This is a genomic window from Prosthecobacter gellanilyticus (assembly GCF_007992435.1).
Lineage (GTDB): Bacteria > Verrucomicrobiota > Verrucomicrobiia > Verrucomicrobiales > Verrucomicrobiaceae > Prosthecobacter > Prosthecobacter gellanilyticus.
Genome location: NZ_BKAG01000002.1, coordinates 349,924 through 366,860, shown reverse-complemented (window position 1 = coordinate 366,860; position 16,937 = coordinate 349,924). Strand labels below are relative to the sequence as shown.

The window sequence follows — 16,937 nt, the reverse complement described above, 5'->3', positions numbered from 1 at the left end:
CTATAAAAGAGTGTGATCATCAATCCACGCATCGGGATGCTGAAACCATCGCGATCTGAACTCCTTGAATCGCGGGACCAGCTTTTGGATAATCTCGCCGTCAACGGGCAGAGGGCACGCCAAAAAGGACTCGGGATCAGAAAGGTCCCCCTTCAGGCGGTAGACGCTGAGATGAGAATAATGCCGCTCCTGAAACTGGATGGCCACAGCATCTCCCGCAGTATTCCACAGCACCTTGGTATGAGTGCGCAACGGCTGTGTATCTGAGGACGGATCCGCGCCGAAAGAGAAGTCAACCAGACGCTTCTTCTGCTTTCTGTGCTCAATCCACATCTTGGGTGCCGAATCCAGCTCATATCCAGGCTGATCCTTGTCGGTCTCCATCATCACGACAAAATCCCCGTTGGGCGATTCCGAGCGTGGCACCTCCACCTGGGCAAAAGAAGTGCCGTGAAGAAGAAAGCAGAGGCCAGCAAGGGAAAAGCGCATGCCGCTACTATACACTCAAGACAACTCAGATGCTTGTCTGTCTCTCGCGTTATTCCTTCCTCTTGCGGTGTAGCGGTTTGGAAATCATGTCCACAGAGCCCCAGAAGAGCACCGCAAGAGAAAGGAATGACGCAAGAGCCTGCATTCAGACAGGCTTGCCCCTTCAAACCTCCTCATCTCCTGTTAAAAAAAAATCCCTCCTGTCTCAGCCTCCGCCCCGGGCTTGAACTTGCCCCCGCCCCACTCTAGGCTAAAGGTTCCCATGGTCGCCATCGCCACACCCACTTTGGTTTCTGAAATCCTCCGCCTGAAGAAGGAGAGGAATGCTATTATCCTGGCCCACAACTACCAGACAAAGGACATCCAGGAGATTGCCGACTTCGTCGGTGACTCCCTGGGTCTGGCTTACAAAGCCAAGGAAACCGATGCGGACGTGATCGCCTTCTGCGGAGTGCATTTCATGGCGGAAACGGCGAAGATCGTGAACCCGGGCAAGACGGTCATTCTTCCAGATGCCAACGCCGGCTGCTCCCTGGAGCAAAGCTGCCCCGGCCCCCAGCTCGAGGCTTTCCTCAAGGCGAACGCCGACAAGAACTACTACGTCATCGCCTACATCAACTGCAGCGGCCACGTGAAGGCGCTGAGCGACTGCATCTGCACCAGCGGCAACGCGGTCAAAATCGTCGAGGCCGCTCCCAAGGATCGCCCCATCCTCTTTGTGCCTGACCAGAACCTCGGTTCCTGGGTGATGGAGCAGACCGGGCGACCGATGACCCTCTGGAAGGGCTCCTGCTATGTCCACATGGAGTTCACCCGCGATAGCGTGGAGGCGATCAAGGAGCAGTATCCCGACGCCAAAGTCGTGGCCCACCCGGAGTGCGCCTACTCCGTGCGTGTACTGGCCGACGAGGTCTGCTCGACCGAAAAGATGGTCGGCTACTGCCGGAGCACCCCCTCGGACACGTTCATCATCGTTACCGAAAGCGGCATGCTTCACCGCCTGGAACGCGAAGTTCCCGGCAAGCGTTTCATCGCCGGCCCCACCGGTCACTGCGCCTGCGCCGACTGCCGCTACATGAAGCTAAACACCTTGCAGAAGCTCCACGACTCCCTCCGCGACCTCAGCCCCCAGGTCGAGATGCCGGAAGACATCCGCGCCCGCGCCGAGAAGCCGATCCTGCGCATGCTTGAACTGAGCAAGTAAGCAGCGGCTTCAGGCCTCAGTTTACCCACTGTTCAGACGAGTTCGCCAAGCCTTTGCGGGCCGCACAGGACTCTGCGGGTAGACATGTGGGCGCACTGCGGTTTGGCCCGGCCAATGTTTCAAAGTCGTGCCCGAGAAGGAGGCTTTTGCTAGTCACCGGTCGGAAGAGCCGAAAGTCTCCCGAGGGTCGCTTGAGCTCGCAAAACATCCTCGAAGACTTCCCGTCGAGTGATTGAACTAACCCTGCCGCCGGCTGAATCGCCCAGCCCCTTGGAGTACCCTGGATGCTCAAAATCGAGGAGAGATCGTAGCTCCATTGCATTGCCGTGGAGGTTAAGCAGTCAGCTTCGAAGTGATTCAGTGGCGTCTTCAGGTCAACCTAAAACATAACCTAAATTCCGTTACATTACAATGCATGCAGGTAGAGCGAAATAAAAGGAATCCTAGCATTAACACTGCGCTTCAGTGATCAAAAAGCAATCGGGTTGATAAGCCGCTGAGAGCTGGTTCCGACACAACCTCAAACTCGGGTTCACTGTCTATTTCGCCTCACAAATTATTACGATGATTTGACGCCTATTACGTTACTTTAACTAATTTGAGACCGCATTGATTGGTGCGTTTAGAGCTATCTAAAGGAGCTCTGAGATCGATCAGCGACAGAGCAATCTACACATCGCCGGTCAACTTGCGGCGGGTGTCAAAAGTCTCAATTCAAACCCATTAATCGTTACTATTTAGTTATAAATGTGCACTGTAATGATTTGATCACGGCCATGAAACACCACTTCCGTTTCGATGCATTCTGTTGGTTGTATTCAAAGGGAAGATCGGCCAAGACCGGGCTAAATCGGCTTTTCGAGGGCAATGTCATATTCTGCTTAGCAAAAGTTAACCATTTATAATCAATTGATGGACAGCGATATACGAAATACAAAGCTACAGAAGTCACCTTTACATGTAACGACTAAATCGTTTCTTTCTATAACGGACATTTTACGCTTCAAGCATGATATTACATTTCCCTCGCTATGTTGGGAGGTGGTGACTCAAGGTCATACTGGCGGCTAGTCGGCGCCTACCGGAGGTCACAAGTTTGATCTTCGTTATCGCATTCTTTTCAAGACCTATTGGCAAAGTACAGGGTGAGATCCAATCTGTAATTAAGTATCGACATAATCGTTACATAAAGGAATGCAACTTTACGAAACTCGGTTGATTGGAGAATGCGTCCGATCACGACTCAGTGGAGTTGGAATTAGAGCCTCTCTTAGAGCCCACAAATCTTCATATGTAACGATTTAATCGCTACATAATTCACCCTTCTGGTATGCAGTGTTTTCGTCTGCTTTGACTACCACTTAGTATCACTCACTCAGGCGAAACCCCGGAAGAAAGTGCAGGCGGTCTGGCCAGTGACCTGGGCGACTTGCTCCGGTGTCTGACCGCGCATCTTGGCGACGGCGCGGGCGGTGTCGGAGACATAGGCGGGCTCGCAGCGCTGGCCGCGATGAGGCACCGGAGCGAGGTAGGGGGCGTCGGTCTCCAGCATGTAGAGACCGTCCGGGACGGTGCGGACCGCCTCGCCTGCCGGGCCTGGGTTTTTGAAGGTAACGATGCCGGTGAAGGAAATGAGGTGGCCCGCGTCCAGGAGGGGCTTGGCCTGCTCCAGGCTGCCGGTGTAGCAGTGGAAAACACCGCGCAGCTTCCCGTTGTAGGGGGTGACCTGGGCCACAAGGTCGTCCCAGCTTTCGCGATTGTGGAGGACGACGTTCAGTCCGAGTTCGACCGCGAGGTCGAGCTGGAGTTTGAGGCAGTGGGCTTGGTGGGCCTTCCAGCCGGGCAGGTCAAAACCTTCAGGCGGAGCATGGAAGTAGTCGAGCCCGATCTCGCCGATGGCGGCCACCTTGGGGTGCCGGGCCAGCTCCCGGAGTTCGTCGATCCAGGCCTCCCCGGAGACCGTGTCCACATCACAGGGGTGGATGCCGACCGCCACCCGGACATCCGGCTCCTTCTCAGCGATGGCCAGGCACTTGCGCGCGTTCACCAGATCCGTCGCCGGAACCATCATCCGGGACACCCCAGCCGCACGGGCGCGGGAGATGATGTCAGGCAGGTCGGAGTCGAATTTGTGGCTGCCGAGATGGGTGTGGGTATCAAAAAACATGGGGGGCCCGGATTGGAACCACCGGGTCTGGCGGGGGACAAGGGGAAAACGGAGGGAGACGTGGCTCCTGGGCCAAGACTCTCTGGTCCGAAAGAACCTCACTTGGTAGAGGACGGTTCAGGGTGCGCGCAGAGCGGTGTCGACGATGCAAGGTTGCCCTTGTATCTTTGCCACCGCACTCCGGGACGCTTCGCAACTCCGACGCCTTGCCTTCCCTCGACCTCAGAAGGCTTAAAGTTTACTCCAAGGCCATCACCGCCACGGCGACAGCAACTGGCGGTAGCCTTCGCGCAGGACGGTGATGTCGGTCTCGATGGCGAGGTGGCACGCCGCTGCCACCAACCGCATGCACACGGGCCGGCCGATCAGCGGCACGATCAGCTATCCGTCCATCGGCTCCATCATTGCTCATCAGCGCGGCTCCGCCTCTGACGAAGCACCGCCGTATGTCATCATTGGTTATCCCAATGTCACCCGTGGCCCAGGTTTCTTTGGGGCGCAGGCGGGTTACCTCTATCTAACGGACACCAGTCGCGGCCCCGCCGGCCTGTCACGTCCGCCCGGGGTCAGCCTCGACCGTCAGCAGCGCCGGGGCAAATTTCTCTCCGCTCTACAGGCTGGCACTCCACCGACGGATGATCCCAAATTAAAAAGCTATGACGCGGCCATCGAGCAAAGCCTGAAGTTCAGCGGCCCGGCCTTCAACCGAGTCTTCGAACTCGACCAGGAGCCTGGAAGCCTTCGTCAGCGCTATGGCGGTGAGTTCGGCCAGCGCTGCTTGCTCAGCCGACGACTCGTCGAGCAGGGCGTGCGCTTCGTCGAAGTCTCCCACAACCTCAACTTCCTCAATGGCACCGGCTGGGATGCGCACAACCAGGGCATCCTGCAGCAGCATGAGCTCATCAAGGAACTCGACATCGCCGTCGCTGCACTCATCACAGACCTGGAATCACGCAAGCTGCTCGACAAGACCCTCATCGTCATCACCACCGAGTTCGGCCGCCCTCCGGAGTTCGATGGCGGCGGTGGTCGCGGCCATCAAGGCAGCGCCTTCACCTGCGTCCTGGCCGGTGGCGGCCTCAAGCATCAAGGTGCCTGGGGACAGACCGACGAGCTTTCCAAAAAGATCGTCGCCAATCCCGTCAGCGTTCCCGACTTCTTCGCCACCCTCTGTGCCGCCGTTGGCGTCGACTACCGCGCCAACCTCCACGACGGCGACCGCCCAGTGCCGATCACGGATCAAGGAGTGCCCATCAAACATCTGTTTGGTTGAGCTGTTTGCCTTCCCGAATATGCGTCCAAAGCGACACCCATGATTTCTCTAAACCGCTGACACTCGACAAATCTGTCGCCCATAACGCACTTGTAGTACCCTGCACCCATTGTTCACGATTACTTACTAGTTAGGCGACACTACGCGCACAGCATGACCAAAACACTTTTCATCGCTATGGGTTTACTCTCATCCTTTTTTGGCGGTTGCTCCAAGCAGCCCCGCCACCTAAATCAAAGTTTCACACTGGCCAAGTCTGGGCATTCACGCCGCCAACGAACCAGCCGAACGCTAGACTTACTGTTCTTCGCGTCGAGGACGGTGGCAAGCTTGGCACTATCGTTCACATCGCGATTTCGGGTGTGTCCTATGGCGCTGGTCAGACTCACATTCAGCACTTACCATTTGCCGAATCAGCTATCGAGCGGAGCGTCACTGCGCTTGAGCGCGAGTCAGCTCCTGTTCCAGATTTCGCAGATGGCTATGGACAGTGGCGTCAGGCGTTTGACGCAGGCAAGGGTGGCATTTTCACCATTACAGTTGCCGAGGCATTCGATGCCGTGACCGGAATCGTTCGTGACAACAAATGACAACGACCATGGCGCCTAAACATGCGTTGCCGCGAGCCCGGCATAGCGTCGTGGTTTGCAATCGCTACATCCCGAATTCCGAGTCGCTGAGCTGGCGTCGTTCGACCGACTCACAGGCCGTAAGGTCCGACCTTTTTTTGCCGAACCTTCGCCGTTGGAGCAGATCAGCACCTTGGGTGTAGACAGAGTGTAAGGTAGAATTTCCACGCCATATCCCCTGAAAACACGTTCAAGGCACAGGGGTTCAATTCCCCTCATCTCCACCAAACTTCAGGCGAGCGCTTGCCAGGACGGGCTTCGCCGCCGGGGATGACGATCTTGCCGCGCCATTCGACGGCGGGGGTGGTGACGAGGGAGAAGGGCAGGACGCCGGACTCGGTCCAGCGGTCGGTTTTCGGGTCGTAGGCCATCAGGCGGCGGGGGAAGCCGGGGTGCTTTTCTTTGGGCTCAAAGTTCACGTTGAGGCCGTCATCACCACCGATGAGGAGGAGCTGGTCATCGCGGACGGGAAGGGGGCTCGGGGCGGCGACGGAGACGTGCGGCATGTCGGCGAGCTGTTTCCAGCCGTCCGTGGCGGTGTAACGCCAAGCATCCTTGAGCCATTCGCGGGCAGGTTTGCCATCGGGACCGGGCTTGAGGGCCGCGCCGCTGAAGAGGTAGACGGCTCCATCCACCGCCGCCATGCTGGCGAGGATGCGGGCTGGGCCGGGACATGGGGGGAGCTCTTTCCAGCCTTTGCCAGCCTCGGCGAGGTTGATCGACCAGAAGGTCGACATTGCAGCGGTGTCCGTGGGATGCTCGATGCCACCCGCCACATACACCACGCCGCCGCTTTCGGCTCCGGCCATGAAGGCGCAGGGCTTGGGCAAGGAGGGAAGAGGCTCGGCGGAGACCTTTTCACCCTTGAGTTCCAGTTTCCAGACTTCACTAAAATGCACGGCGGCATCACCACCGCCGATGATCAGCAGGCTGTCACCGGTACTGAGGCTGACGCCATAGCCGTTAGGCTTGGGCAGTTTGCCCATCACTTTCCAGGTGCCTTCGGGTTCGATCAGGACGTGGACTCGGTCGTACCAGGTCTTCGTGCCGCCTTCCCAGGGCATCTTGTTGGGAAAATTGGTGCCGCCAGCTACAATCAGAGCTCCACCGGCCACTCCGGCAAAGGCTCCGGCGAAGCCTTCTTTATCTGGCAGTGAGGGCAACGGCGCCCATTCGGCGGCGGAAACGAGAGCAGACAGCATGACGAGGGGCAGAAAACGCTTCATCGAAGTTGGAATATAGACGGGCTTGAGTTCTCAAAACAATCGCAAATCATCCTCTGTCTGCTCCGTTCTATTTTCCGCAATGCCTGTGTCCGTGTCTCGCCTACTCCCTGCCCTGCCCTTCCTGCTGGCGACATGTCTTCATGCCGCGCCGGAGTTGAAGGAGACGGTCATCGAGTTCCGCAAGCCGCCGCACAACTACCTCACGCATGAGGCGGACGATCGCTTCGCTCACCTTTTGAAGAAGCTGAACTCGAACGAGGTGAAGCTCGACACGGCCAACGACAAGGCCTTCCTCACCAGCATCCTGGCGGCGCTGGACATCCCGGTCAGCTCGCAGATCCTGGTGTTCTCCGCGAGTTCGCTGCAGAGCGAGATCATCAATCCGCGCAATCCGCGCGCGCTCTACTTCAATGAGGACACTTATGTGGGCTACGTGCCGAACGGGAAGGTGGAGGTCATCAGCATGGATCCCACGCATGCGGCCATCTTTTACATTTTTGACCGTCTCCGCCCTGGCAATCTGCCGCTGATCGCGCGCTCGGAGAAGTGCTTCAACTGCCATGCGGGGAATGCCACACGCCGTGTGCCGGGCCTCATCGCGGAGTCACTGCTGCCCATGGCCAGTGGCGCGAGTTTGGAGACGTATCGCCGTGATGAGCAGGGGCATCAGATCCCGCTCGATCAACGTTTCGGCGGCTGGCATCTCACCGGGGGGCATCATCTGGAGACCACGCATGCGAACCTCATGGGCGTGAGCACGGATGCGGGCAAGTTTAACAAGGTGTCTGCCGAGCCCGGCCAGATGTGGAACATCGAAAGCCATCTGCTGCCGACCAGCGACATTTTGCCGAACCTCGTACACGAACATCAGTTAGGCTTCGAGAACCGGGTGTTTCATGCCGCGTATGTGATGCGAGCCTTGCATCCCGAGGGCTGCGGGATGCTGCCCTCGTCCGCCAAGCCGGAGGTCGAGAAACTGGCCGATGAACTGGCGCGTTACATCCTTTTCACGGATGAAGCGAAGCTGCCTGCGAAGGGCATCGACGGTGATCCGGCCTTCGCCCGCGACTTTGCACGCAATCGCAAACCGACCAAGGGCGGCGCTTCGCTGAAGGACTTTGATTTGAAGAACAGGCTTTTCAAGTATCGCGCCAGTTACATGCTCTACACCGAGTCCTGGCAGAAGCTGCCGCCAGCGCTCAAGGAGCGGGTGTACTACAAGATGGCGGAAGGCTTGCGGGATCAGAATCCAGGCCCCGTCGGCAAGCATCTGCCGGTCGAGGAGAGGCATGCCATTCGAGCGATCTTGAAGGAGACGCTGCCGGGGCTGCCGGGCTGGTGGAGATGAGAAGCCCATCTCCTTTTCTGCGAAAGGAAGACATGACTGCACAGGGCAACCATCTGTGCGCTACCCATAAGTCTCCTCACTCTCGGCAGCAAGGCTTGTTGCCTTGAACCACGGAGTGGTTCCCTTTGAATAGCCAGGGGTGAAGCAAGCGTCAGCGCGCGAAACCCCTGGTTAGGCGTGTCTGACATCTTCCCAAGCATCAACTCCGTAGGGGTTGCCCAATGCGGGGCAAGTCCCAATCACATGAGTGACACATTCTCCCAATCACATGGGTAACACTTTAACAGCCTGTGAGAGTCGACGAAACGAGGGAGAGACGTGGACGCTGCGTGCATTGGGCAATCCCTACGGGATTGAAATTGAGTGGTGCATCAATGGTGGTCTACCAGGGGTTCCCTCCGGTCACCCCTGGCTATTCACAGCGAACCACTCCGTGGTTCACCAATCCCAGGTTTGCTCTCAAGGTGCTGACTCGTGGGCAAAGCTCAGTGCAACCATGGCCTGGAAGTGCGCAAGCGCCTTGGAGTAGACGCATCCTCAGCTCATCTCACGGAGTGAGATGGCTACTGTACTATGCCTTGCTGCCCTTCGCCGCCGCGATGGCCTTTTTGAAGGGCCAGGTGATCACGACGATGATGGCGCCGACGACCGTGGCGAAGAGTTCCATGGGAAGGAGCAGGACTTTAAGAATGGGGTCGAGGATCTTCTTCAACAGTGGTTTCTGGGAGTACATCAGGGTCAGCGAGGTGATGATGATGATACCGGCGAACTTCAGGATCTTCACCTTCATGGGCCCGAGGTCATGGAAGAACTTAGGGAACTGCAACTCGGTGAGCAGCAGCAGGCCGACGTAACCCACCAGCACAAAGGCGGTGTGCTCCAGCACGGGATATTTCTCGATCATCTTGATGGCCACGCCGGCCACGAGCCGCAGGGCGATGATGCCGATGGTCACGCCAATGTACACGGCGGTGAGATCCCCGGGGCTGAGGGCAATGGCAGCAACGACGTTGTCTACGCTGAGGCTCAGGTCCATGAGCGCGATCATGGTGATGGTGCCCGCAAAGGTGCGGTGATGCACGTTCACCACCTCGCCATCTTCCTCGGCCACGTCCTTCTGCCCAGCGAAGTGCGCGCACATGAGCCAGACCAGATACAAGGCTCCGCAGAACATGATCCAGTGATTGTCGATGATGTAGGAGGCGAAGAGCAGCGCCAGTACGCGGAAGCCGTACGCACCGATGTAGCCGATGTTCATCGCCCTGCTGCGCTGCTTCTCATCCAGGTGGGAGGCCATGGCGGCGATGGCCAGGGCATTGTCCACCGAGAGCAGGCCCTCAATCAGCACGAGGCCCATGATCACGGGCAGGGCATGAACAAACTTGTCCCAAAGGGAGGGATCGGCGGCGGCGAGGAATTCAGCAATCATTCAGAGTGCTCTGCATACAAAAGTTGGTGAAGAGTGCAAGGCTTCAAAGCATGGCAGAGTGATGCAAAAGTGACGGAGGATGAAAATGCTGTTCGAAGCATGCAGCATTCCATCATGCCGGACCGAGAAGTATTTTGAGCATCTCGCGTGCGAAAGTTTCAGTGTTTCTCCTGACAAATCACCCCTCGCACAAACGGCTGGCTAACGTATCCTTTTAAACTGATGACCAACTCTGGAGTTCTGAGCCTGCGCTGTCCGGCCTGTGGACGACCCTTCCTCAGCCTGCCTCAACAGGCAGGAGGGTTCGTCACCTGCCCGCATTGTGCCCAGAGCGCGCCCATCACGTCCTTTGGTTCGGCCCAGGCCTCGGCGGGGTCCGTGCCTATGAAACGCCGGGCCGCACGGCCGCCGGATCCCTCCCCCGCGTGGGGTGGTCAGCAGCAGCCTTCGCCGTTTTCCACGGCTTCACCTTTCACCAGGGGCGCTCCTGCGAATCCCTGGCCCGTGGCGCCTGAGGCATCACCCGCTTTTTCGCCGCCACCTCAGACTCCGGCCTCGTTCCCCCCGCCCTCCGCTTTTGGTGCCTGGGAATCGGTCACGCGGCCTCCCCCTTCGCCCTTTACCTCGACTCCTTCGAGCTATGTGCCGGTGACCTCCATGTTTGGCGCGGCCGAGCAGCCGCCTTTTCAGACTCAACCGGCACAGACTCAACCGGCACAGCCTGCCTGGCAGCCTGAACCTGTCTACGCGCCTGCGTATCAGTCAGGTCCGATGGCCATGCCTGCCCAGGCCGCCCTGCCAGCGCCAGCGCCGCTGGATTTCGCGGCCATGCGTGAGTCTCCGACCATCGACAAGGCTTCCATGGAGGCCTGGCAGCCGCCCAGGAAGCACTCCTACTTCCTGCCGGTCTTCTTCATCGTGCTTGTGGTGGGTGCCTGTGTGTGGGTGCTGCGGGATGATCTCATTCCGCCAATGGTCGTGGAGATTCCGGCAGGCAAATCTGAGCCCGCCGAGGTCACCAAGACGCCTGACACGACTCCGCAGCCCGTGATCGCCCCGAAGGTGCCAGAGCCCGTGCCGACGGTGCCGGAGCCTGAACCGGAGATCCGGAAAGCTGAAGTGCCCAAGGTCTCGGTGGACCTTGTGGCCGCGAGCGAGAGCGGCCAGAAACTCTTCCTGGACCTTTTGGAGTCGTCCACGGCAGAGGCTCGCGCCAAGCTGATCGACCAGCCCGAGGAGCATTCCGCCGATGTGGAGGAGTTTTTTGCCGCCGGAAAACCGCGACTGCTCAGCTTCAAGCCTTCCAATGCCACGCCTCAGTTGCTGCCAGGGCAGTTGATCGCCCCGCTGTTCCAGGTCACGACCAGGGAGAACTCTCACGGCGCGCTGCTCCGCCTGGTGCCGAAGGAGGACGGCACCTTTCTGCTCGACTGGCCGCTCTTCGCCGAGACGCATCAGCGCCGGCTGGCGCAGTTTTTGGAGAAGAAACCTGCTGACCCCACCTGGTTCCAGGTGGGCATGCGCCGGAGTCATGCCCTGGAACTGTCCGAGTCAGAGCGGAACATCCAGATCTCCTTCACGCTGCAAGGGTCTGCAGATGCCTCAGTTTCCTGCCTGGCCGTCTGCACCAAGGACACGCCGATCGGCCGCTACCTGGGCCGGGAAACCCAATGGAGCGTCGTCTATCTGGCGCGCCTGCTTCTGCAGCATCGCCAGCTGGCGGATGGGTCGGCAGCCGTGGTGATCCTGGACTGTGAAGGTGCGGCGACGGCGGAGACCAAGTAAGAACCGACCTCGAACCCGGCCCGAGCGGCCCTGGCAGGCGGTGACATTCCCGGTGCGCTCCTGCGTTTTTTACTCGCCGCCAGTCGGCATGAACCGTTAAAAAGGCTGTAATGCTTGAAATTGAAATCTACGCCCCCGGTTTGCGCCAAGAGTCCCGCCTCATGGAGTTTTGCAGCCAGATGGACCTGCAACCCCAGGTGCGCTACAAGGTCGATACCAACCATGAACTGGTGTATTTCGAGATTGATGATCCGGCCGGCATCACCCTGGATCAACTGACTGAAAACTTCACTGCCGTGGGACTGGCGCCGCGCATCGTGGGGCAGTTGCCTGAGGGGCTGGCGACGACTCCCCAGGAGTGATCATGGGGCGAATGGCCCTTCCCTGACACGCTGAAGCGTGAACAACGCACATGAAACGCCACCTTCCGGGTGGTGTTTTTTGTTTAATAGATTGTTAGGCTTTCCCTGCGACATTCATTCCCACATCACCATCCGCGTGGTCCCTGGTCCGCTGGATCAGGGGGCGGGGGTGGCGGGCCGATGTCTGGCTGCTCCAGGATGGTGGCGAACTCAAAATCGATCAGGCAGAAGCGGCCGAGCTTCAGATCATAGGTCACGTTGCGAGTGTAGGGGTCCTCATGCCGGACGCCATACTGCTCCAGTTCCGCGTATATCTGCCGCAGCTTGTCCTCAGTGAGGCGCTCCACGCGCTTGCCGCAGTTCGTGGTGACGAGGAAAAGGTCTTCGGGAATGGTTTCAACGACGCGCGGCACAAAGGTGCAGCCCTGCTTCTGCAGGTAGTTCAGGACACGCACCTCGTGCTCAAAGCGCTCCTTGGCCATGTGTCCGCGGAAGGTCTTGTAGACCAGCCCGTCATACCCCAGGCGGACGAGAGAGCGGGCAGTGTTTTTGGCTTCTTGCATGATTCAGAGCATCGGCATGTTTCCCAGTCAGTCCGTGGATCATCGGGCCTGGCGGCTACTCGTCACGCAACTTTTTCAACTCATGGATGAGCACGCTGTAACGCTCCTCCAGATAAGGCTCCAGCAGCAGACGGCGGAGCACGGCGGGATCACGGATGAAGTGATAGCTGATGATGTCACACACCAGATCCGGACAAGTCATCTGGCAGAGGCCGGAGCGCAGCGTGCGGATGGCCTCGCCACATTCCGGAGTGGCCGGAGGCAGCATGCTCATGGCCTCGAGCTTCATGGCTTCCATCTCCTCATCACTGGACTGCTTCAGTGTGTGGAAGGGCTCGATCAGGGCGATGCGAAAGGGCTTCTCCTGGGTCCAGTCGGTGAAGCGCACACGGGTCACGCCGTAGAGCATGACGTGGGAGGTGCCATCATCCCGCTTCTTGCTGGCCCGGATGAGCCCGGCGGTGCTCACGGGCAGCAGCTCATCATCATGCATGGTGCCGACACAGAACAGCCTGCTGGTGGAGAGCGCATGATCCAGCATCTGCCGGTAGCGCTGCTCATAGATGAAGAGCGGGAGAAAACAGCCTGGGAAATGAAAGCAGTCCTCCAGCACGATGAGCCCGGTGGATCGGGGCAGGACAAAAGGTGCTGCAGAGGCTGGGGTCGAGGGCTCCATGTCGTGTTACTAACCTGAGCTACGCGGGGTCGCGTGAGACAGGTGTCACCTTTTGCTAGCAATTCACATGTCAGATCCCCAGCATGGCCACCACGGCCTCTCTTTTAAGACGTAATTCGCGCCATTCGTGGTCAAAAGCACTGCCGCCGACGATGCCGCAACCACTGGGCAACTGGGCCTGATGCCCAGCCCAGCTTATACCGCGGATGGCCACGACCATGTGGCAGATGCCCTCACTGCCCGGCTCCACGAAACCAAAGGGGGCGCCGAAGAATCCAGGCACTTTGAGTTGGGCACGGTATTCGCGCAGCTTCTCCAGCCAGGCCTCCTCACGCGGCAGGCAGCCCACCGCAGGTGTCGGGTGGAGCTCGCCCACCAACTGGTCAGGATTCGCTGCGTCCCTGAGCTGGACGCTGAGATTGGTCTGGAAGTGCAGCAGCGTGCCCGCCTGGCAGAGGCCGCGTAGATCACGCTGCACCACACCGAGACCGGAAAGACGGTCCACAAGGTAACGCACAACGATCTCATGCTCCTCAATCTCCTTCACATCATGCATGAAGGCCTCCTGGCCTCCCGGCTTGGCGGTGCCGGCAAGTGCCATGGTCTGGACCTGGCGGCCTTGAGAGCGGAAAAGCAGCTCCGGGGTGGCACCGAGGAAGCCCTGGTCACCATGGACCCAGGCATACCCCCAGGTGTTTGCCGGGGCGGACATCACTTTTTCCAGCAGGCGCAGCGGACTGCCGGTGACGATGGTGCCGCGCTCCGTGAGCACGGGGACCATTTTTTCCAGACGACGGGCCAGCACCTCACGCCGGATGCGGCGGAAGGCCATCTTGAACCATTCCGTGGCCGGTTTTGCCCAGGTGATATGGGGCATTTGCGCACCATTCCAGGCGGCACTGGCGGGCAGTGACGCTTCGGAGACCGGGATCAGTTGGGTGGGTTTCTTCCAGGGTGCACGATCGCTGAGATTGAAGTCGTTGACGTAAAAGGCTCCACCGTCCGCAGGCATCTGCGCCAGAGACTCGAAAGGCCCCTGACCGATCCACGCTCGTCCATCCGGAAGCCTGAAAAATGCAATATCTGTCATGTTCTGAGGTCTATAGTGAAACGCATGGTGGAGGGGTGCAAGGGTAAGGCTTCTTGATTTCCGGGTTTGCTTTTCACCGTTCGCAGCAACTATTGAAAGACATGCGCCTCGTTCATTTCGCTTATATTCTCACAGCCCTGCTGCTCGCCGCCACATCCTACCTGGCCTGGGAGGGCCAGCAGGCCGCGCGCGGGGCCAAGGAAGAGCTCGATTTTGTCAAAAAGAAGCAGGCGGCGGCCGACAGTGCTGCACCCGCGCCTGAAAGTTTGGTCGCCGTGCCCATGCCAGCCACGTCCTCCATCACCCCGCCATCCCCAGGCACTCTGGCCATCGCCCCTGCGGCTCCGAGCGCCCCTTCCCTGTCCGCTCCAACCGCGACAGAGCTTCCCGGTGGCGGGTTAACCGTGCCGAAAACCGTGGTCGATGCGGAAGCCAAGGGCGTGAACACAAACACCCTGACCCCGGCCCAGAAGCAGGTCCGCGAAGCCAAGCCCATCGGCAAGGTGAAGACCATCGTGAAGGACCAGGGCTTCATCGTCCTGGACGTGGGCTCGAAGCAGGGACTGGCCAAGGGTCAGCAACTCGAGGTCCGCCGCGACAACAGCGTGCTCGGCCGCCTGCGCGTGTCTGACACCATCGAGGAAAACGAGGCCGTGGCCGACCTTGACCTTTCCTCCGTTCCCGCTGGTGTGAGCATCGAGCCCGGCGACGAGGTCATCCAGCCCACGGCACGCTGATGGCGCGCATTCGCATCGATCAAGCCCTCGTCCAGAGCGGTCAGGCACCTTCCCGTGAGCAGGCCAAGCGTCTCGTCATGGCCGGTGAGGTCATGCTCGGGGATGAGGTCATCACCAAGCCTGGCTGGCTGGTGCGGCCAGATGCCGTGCTCACCGTCAAACAGCCACCCAAATTCGTGAGTCGCGGCGGCTTGAAGATGGAAGGCGCGCTCGAACATTTCGGCATCGATGTCACCGGACTCATCGGCATGGATGTCGGCGCCTCCACCGGTGGCTTTACCGACTGCCTGCTCCAGCGCGGAGCCGTGAAGGTCTACGCCTTCGATGTCGGGACGAACCAGATGGTGTGGAAGCTGCGCAATGATCCACGGGTCATCTGCCGCGAGAATTTTAATGTGCGCCACATGCAGCCCACGGATGTGCCCGAGCAGGTGGACATCATCGTGGCAGACGTGTCCTTCATCTCGCTGACCTTGGTACTTCCCGGTGCTCTCAGTGTGCTGAAAACCGGCGGACAGGCCGTGGTGCTGGTGAAGCCGCAGTTTGAGCTGACGCGAGACGACATCGGCCCAGGCGGCATCGTGCGGGATCCTGAGCTCCACGCCCGAGCCTGCCAGCGCATCCAGGATTTTGTTTCCGCGCAGCCTAACCTCGAGTGGAGAGGCCTAACCGAGTCTTCGATTCAAGGCACGGATGGGAATAGGGAGTTTCTGGCTTGGTTTGGGAAGAAGGCGGACTAACGATCTCTGGCTACTTCAATGAGAATCGTTGTGCCCGGTCACCTGTCTTGACCTTCAGCGCCTCTTTTAGCGTCACAACGCCCGTCTTGTGGAGCTCACGCGGCACTTGGCGCCTTGGGGATTCGATATCTTCATCCTTCAGATCGCCTGCCAGATTCAAAACGGAGTCAGTCGCGCGACGCTCCTGCTTGGTAAGAGCACGCTTCTTCTTCCGCCAAAGGCCGCGAAAGCTTTTGTTTCCCTCCCAGGCGAAAGTGCGGTGATCCCTTTCCAGGCTCTTTGCCTTTTTCGCGCTGGGATTCTTGATGGAGCTCATCGTGTCTGCGGACATCTCTACAATCACTTCTTCGGCTGCACCACCTTGATCGTGACCTTGCGCTCGTCTTCGGGCTTGTACGGGCACATAATCTTGACGCAGGTGACGGTGGCATCAAGGACCTGCGCCACCGTAAAAGGGTAGCCTTCAGGCTGTTTGGCCTTGGAGGCATCCACGGTGATCTTCCACAGTTCCACATCTCCCGCGCTATCGAGCTCGGCCGAGACACGAATGCCGTAAAGCGAGGTCATGTTCACATTCTCCGGCTCCTTCCAGGAACCATCTGTGGGAGGCGTGAATGGGGTATGGATGGCGGCGAAAAAGCTTTCAGGATAGGACCCCGAGGAAGCCACGGGCACATCCGTGATCTCGATCTCCGGATCGGAGTCCGAGCCATGCATGTAGAGGGGTTGCTTGACAGTCATCAGCCCCAGCTGGCTGGCGGATGCCAGCGTGACCAGGAGCACCAGAGTGGATAGGATGGAGCGGATCATAGTGAGGCGTTCATTCAGCGAACGTGAAATGAACTACCTCACCGCGATGAACCGCACCATCCGACTTTGGGCGGAGAAGGAACGGCTAACCAAAGATGCGCTCCAAGAGACTCTCAAGCCACTGACGATATTCCCGAGCCATAGAGTGCCTGTGACGACGGGAGCAGCCGCCTTCGTTCACGCCGAAACTCACGGCCCATGCGCCACCGAATGAGCAGCCTCCCAACGAACCCTGCGCTAGCGAGATCGACTTCATGCCGGGCATGAATTTCCTCACGAACTGCCTGGAGCTGCACCTGAAACTCGGGTGACTGCTCCCATCTCGTTCTTCCATTGGATGTGAATCGCGGATTCATGATGAGGAGATTACCTTGCCGTCAGTTTTCTTGTCGAGTCTAACGAATCTTTA

General features: G+C 59.0%; 17 protein-coding genes. 8 read left to right on the top strand and 9 right to left on the bottom strand.

Going from position 1 to position 16,937, the window contains the following annotated elements; translation table 11 throughout:
* The gene (locus tag BGE01nite_RS02925) at window positions 1-489 is read right to left on the bottom strand and encodes a hypothetical protein (RefSeq protein ID WP_146848762.1); all 489 of its coding nucleotides are present in this window, start codon (window positions 487-489) and stop codon (window positions 1-3) included.
* A 262-nt stretch (window positions 490-751) separates the two neighbouring features.
* On the opposite strand from BGE01nite_RS02925, the gene nadA reads away from it, so the two are divergent.
* Window positions 752-1,693 carry a quinolinate synthase NadA gene (gene nadA, locus BGE01nite_RS02920; RefSeq protein ID WP_146848761.1) on the top strand — a complete coding sequence of 314 codons (942 nt, stop codon included), beginning with the start codon at window positions 752-754 and terminating at the stop codon, window positions 1,691-1,693.
* Window positions 1,694-3,068: 1,375 nt separating this feature from the next.
* Here nadA and BGE01nite_RS02915 read toward each other — a convergent pair.
* On the bottom strand, window positions 3,069-3,860 hold the full coding sequence (locus BGE01nite_RS02915) for a TatD family hydrolase (RefSeq protein ID WP_146848760.1): 792 nt from the start codon (window positions 3,858-3,860) through the stop codon (window positions 3,069-3,071).
* Between the two features lie 301 nt (window positions 3,861-4,161).
* Between BGE01nite_RS02915 and BGE01nite_RS02910 the strand changes: the two genes are divergently transcribed.
* Window positions 4,162-5,133, top strand: coding sequence for a DUF1501 domain-containing protein (locus BGE01nite_RS02910; protein WP_146848759.1), 972 nt, complete (start codon window positions 4,162-4,164; stop codon window positions 5,131-5,133).
* Between the two features lie 206 nt (window positions 5,134-5,339).
* Window positions 5,340-5,723, top strand: coding sequence for a hypothetical protein (locus BGE01nite_RS02905; RefSeq protein ID WP_146848758.1), 384 nt, complete (start codon window positions 5,340-5,342; stop codon window positions 5,721-5,723).
* 254 nt (window positions 5,724-5,977) lie between these two features.
* Here the strand turns inward: BGE01nite_RS02905 and BGE01nite_RS02900 are convergent, their stop codons facing one another.
* A complete protein-coding gene (locus BGE01nite_RS02900; protein ID WP_146848757.1) occupies window positions 5,978-6,988 on the bottom strand; it encodes a galactose oxidase in 1,011 nt (336 codons plus the stop codon).
* 91 nt (window positions 6,989-7,079) lie between these two features.
* Between BGE01nite_RS02900 and BGE01nite_RS02895 the strand changes: the two genes are divergently transcribed.
* Window positions 7,080-8,336: a hypothetical protein gene (locus BGE01nite_RS02895; protein ID WP_146848756.1), complete on the top strand. Its 1,257-nt coding sequence runs from the start codon at window positions 7,080-7,082 to the stop codon at window positions 8,334-8,336.
* A gap of 571 nt (window positions 8,337-8,907) precedes the next feature.
* On the opposite strand, the gene BGE01nite_RS02890 is transcribed toward BGE01nite_RS02895, so the two are convergent.
* Window positions 8,908-9,765 carry a TerC family protein gene (locus BGE01nite_RS02890; RefSeq protein WP_146848755.1) on the bottom strand — a complete coding sequence of 286 codons (858 nt, stop codon included), beginning with the start codon at window positions 9,763-9,765 and terminating at the stop codon, window positions 8,908-8,910.
* A 384-nt stretch (window positions 9,766-10,149) separates the two neighbouring features.
* On the opposite strand from BGE01nite_RS02890, the gene BGE01nite_RS02885 reads away from it, so the two are divergent.
* Both BGE01nite_RS02885 and BGE01nite_RS02880 read left to right on the top strand, forming a co-directional pair.
* On the top strand, window positions 10,150-11,550 hold the full coding sequence (locus BGE01nite_RS02885) for a hypothetical protein (RefSeq protein ID WP_146848754.1): 1,401 nt from the start codon (window positions 10,150-10,152) through the stop codon (window positions 11,548-11,550).
* A gap of 110 nt (window positions 11,551-11,660) precedes the next feature.
* Window positions 11,661-11,912: a hypothetical protein gene (locus tag BGE01nite_RS02880; protein ID WP_146848753.1), complete on the top strand. Its 252-nt coding sequence runs from the start codon at window positions 11,661-11,663 to the stop codon at window positions 11,910-11,912.
* Between the two features lie 125 nt (window positions 11,913-12,037).
* On the opposite strand, the gene BGE01nite_RS02875 is transcribed toward BGE01nite_RS02880, so the two are convergent.
* From BGE01nite_RS02875 to BGE01nite_RS02865, 3 genes are all read right to left on the bottom strand, one after another.
* A complete protein-coding gene (locus BGE01nite_RS02875) occupies window positions 12,038-12,475 on the bottom strand; it encodes a BUD32 family EKC/KEOPS complex subunit (protein WP_146848752.1) in 438 nt (145 codons plus the stop codon).
* Between the two features lie 55 nt (window positions 12,476-12,530).
* Window positions 12,531-13,151, bottom strand: coding sequence for an LON peptidase substrate-binding domain-containing protein (locus BGE01nite_RS02870; RefSeq protein ID WP_146848751.1), 621 nt, complete (start codon window positions 13,149-13,151; stop codon window positions 12,531-12,533).
* A gap of 70 nt (window positions 13,152-13,221) precedes the next feature.
* Entirely contained in the window at window positions 13,222-14,241 is a 1,020-nt protein-coding gene (locus BGE01nite_RS02865) for a chorismate-binding protein (protein WP_146848750.1), read from the bottom strand.
* 101 nt (window positions 14,242-14,342) lie between these two features.
* Between BGE01nite_RS02865 and BGE01nite_RS02860 the strand changes: the two genes are divergently transcribed.
* Both BGE01nite_RS02860 and BGE01nite_RS02855 read left to right on the top strand, forming a co-directional pair.
* A complete protein-coding gene (locus BGE01nite_RS02860) occupies window positions 14,343-14,978 on the top strand; it encodes a hypothetical protein (protein WP_146848749.1) in 636 nt (211 codons plus the stop codon).
* Window positions 14,978-15,718, top strand: coding sequence for a TlyA family RNA methyltransferase (locus BGE01nite_RS02855; RefSeq protein WP_146848748.1), 741 nt, complete (start codon window positions 14,978-14,980; stop codon window positions 15,716-15,718). Before BGE01nite_RS02860 ends, BGE01nite_RS02855 begins: the two co-directional genes overlap by 1 nt.
* A 10-nt stretch (window positions 15,719-15,728) precedes the next feature.
* On the opposite strand, the gene BGE01nite_RS02850 is transcribed toward BGE01nite_RS02855, so the two are convergent.
* Both BGE01nite_RS02850 and BGE01nite_RS02845 read right to left on the bottom strand, forming a co-directional pair.
* A complete protein-coding gene (locus tag BGE01nite_RS02850) occupies window positions 15,729-16,049 on the bottom strand; it encodes a hypothetical protein (protein WP_146848747.1) in 321 nt (106 codons plus the stop codon).
* An 8-nt stretch (window positions 16,050-16,057) separates the two neighbouring features.
* Window positions 16,058-16,528, bottom strand: a complete 471-nt coding sequence (locus tag BGE01nite_RS02845; protein WP_146848746.1) for a hypothetical protein — start codon at window positions 16,526-16,528, stop codon at window positions 16,058-16,060.
* Between the last annotated feature and the right edge of the window lie 409 nt (window positions 16,529-16,937).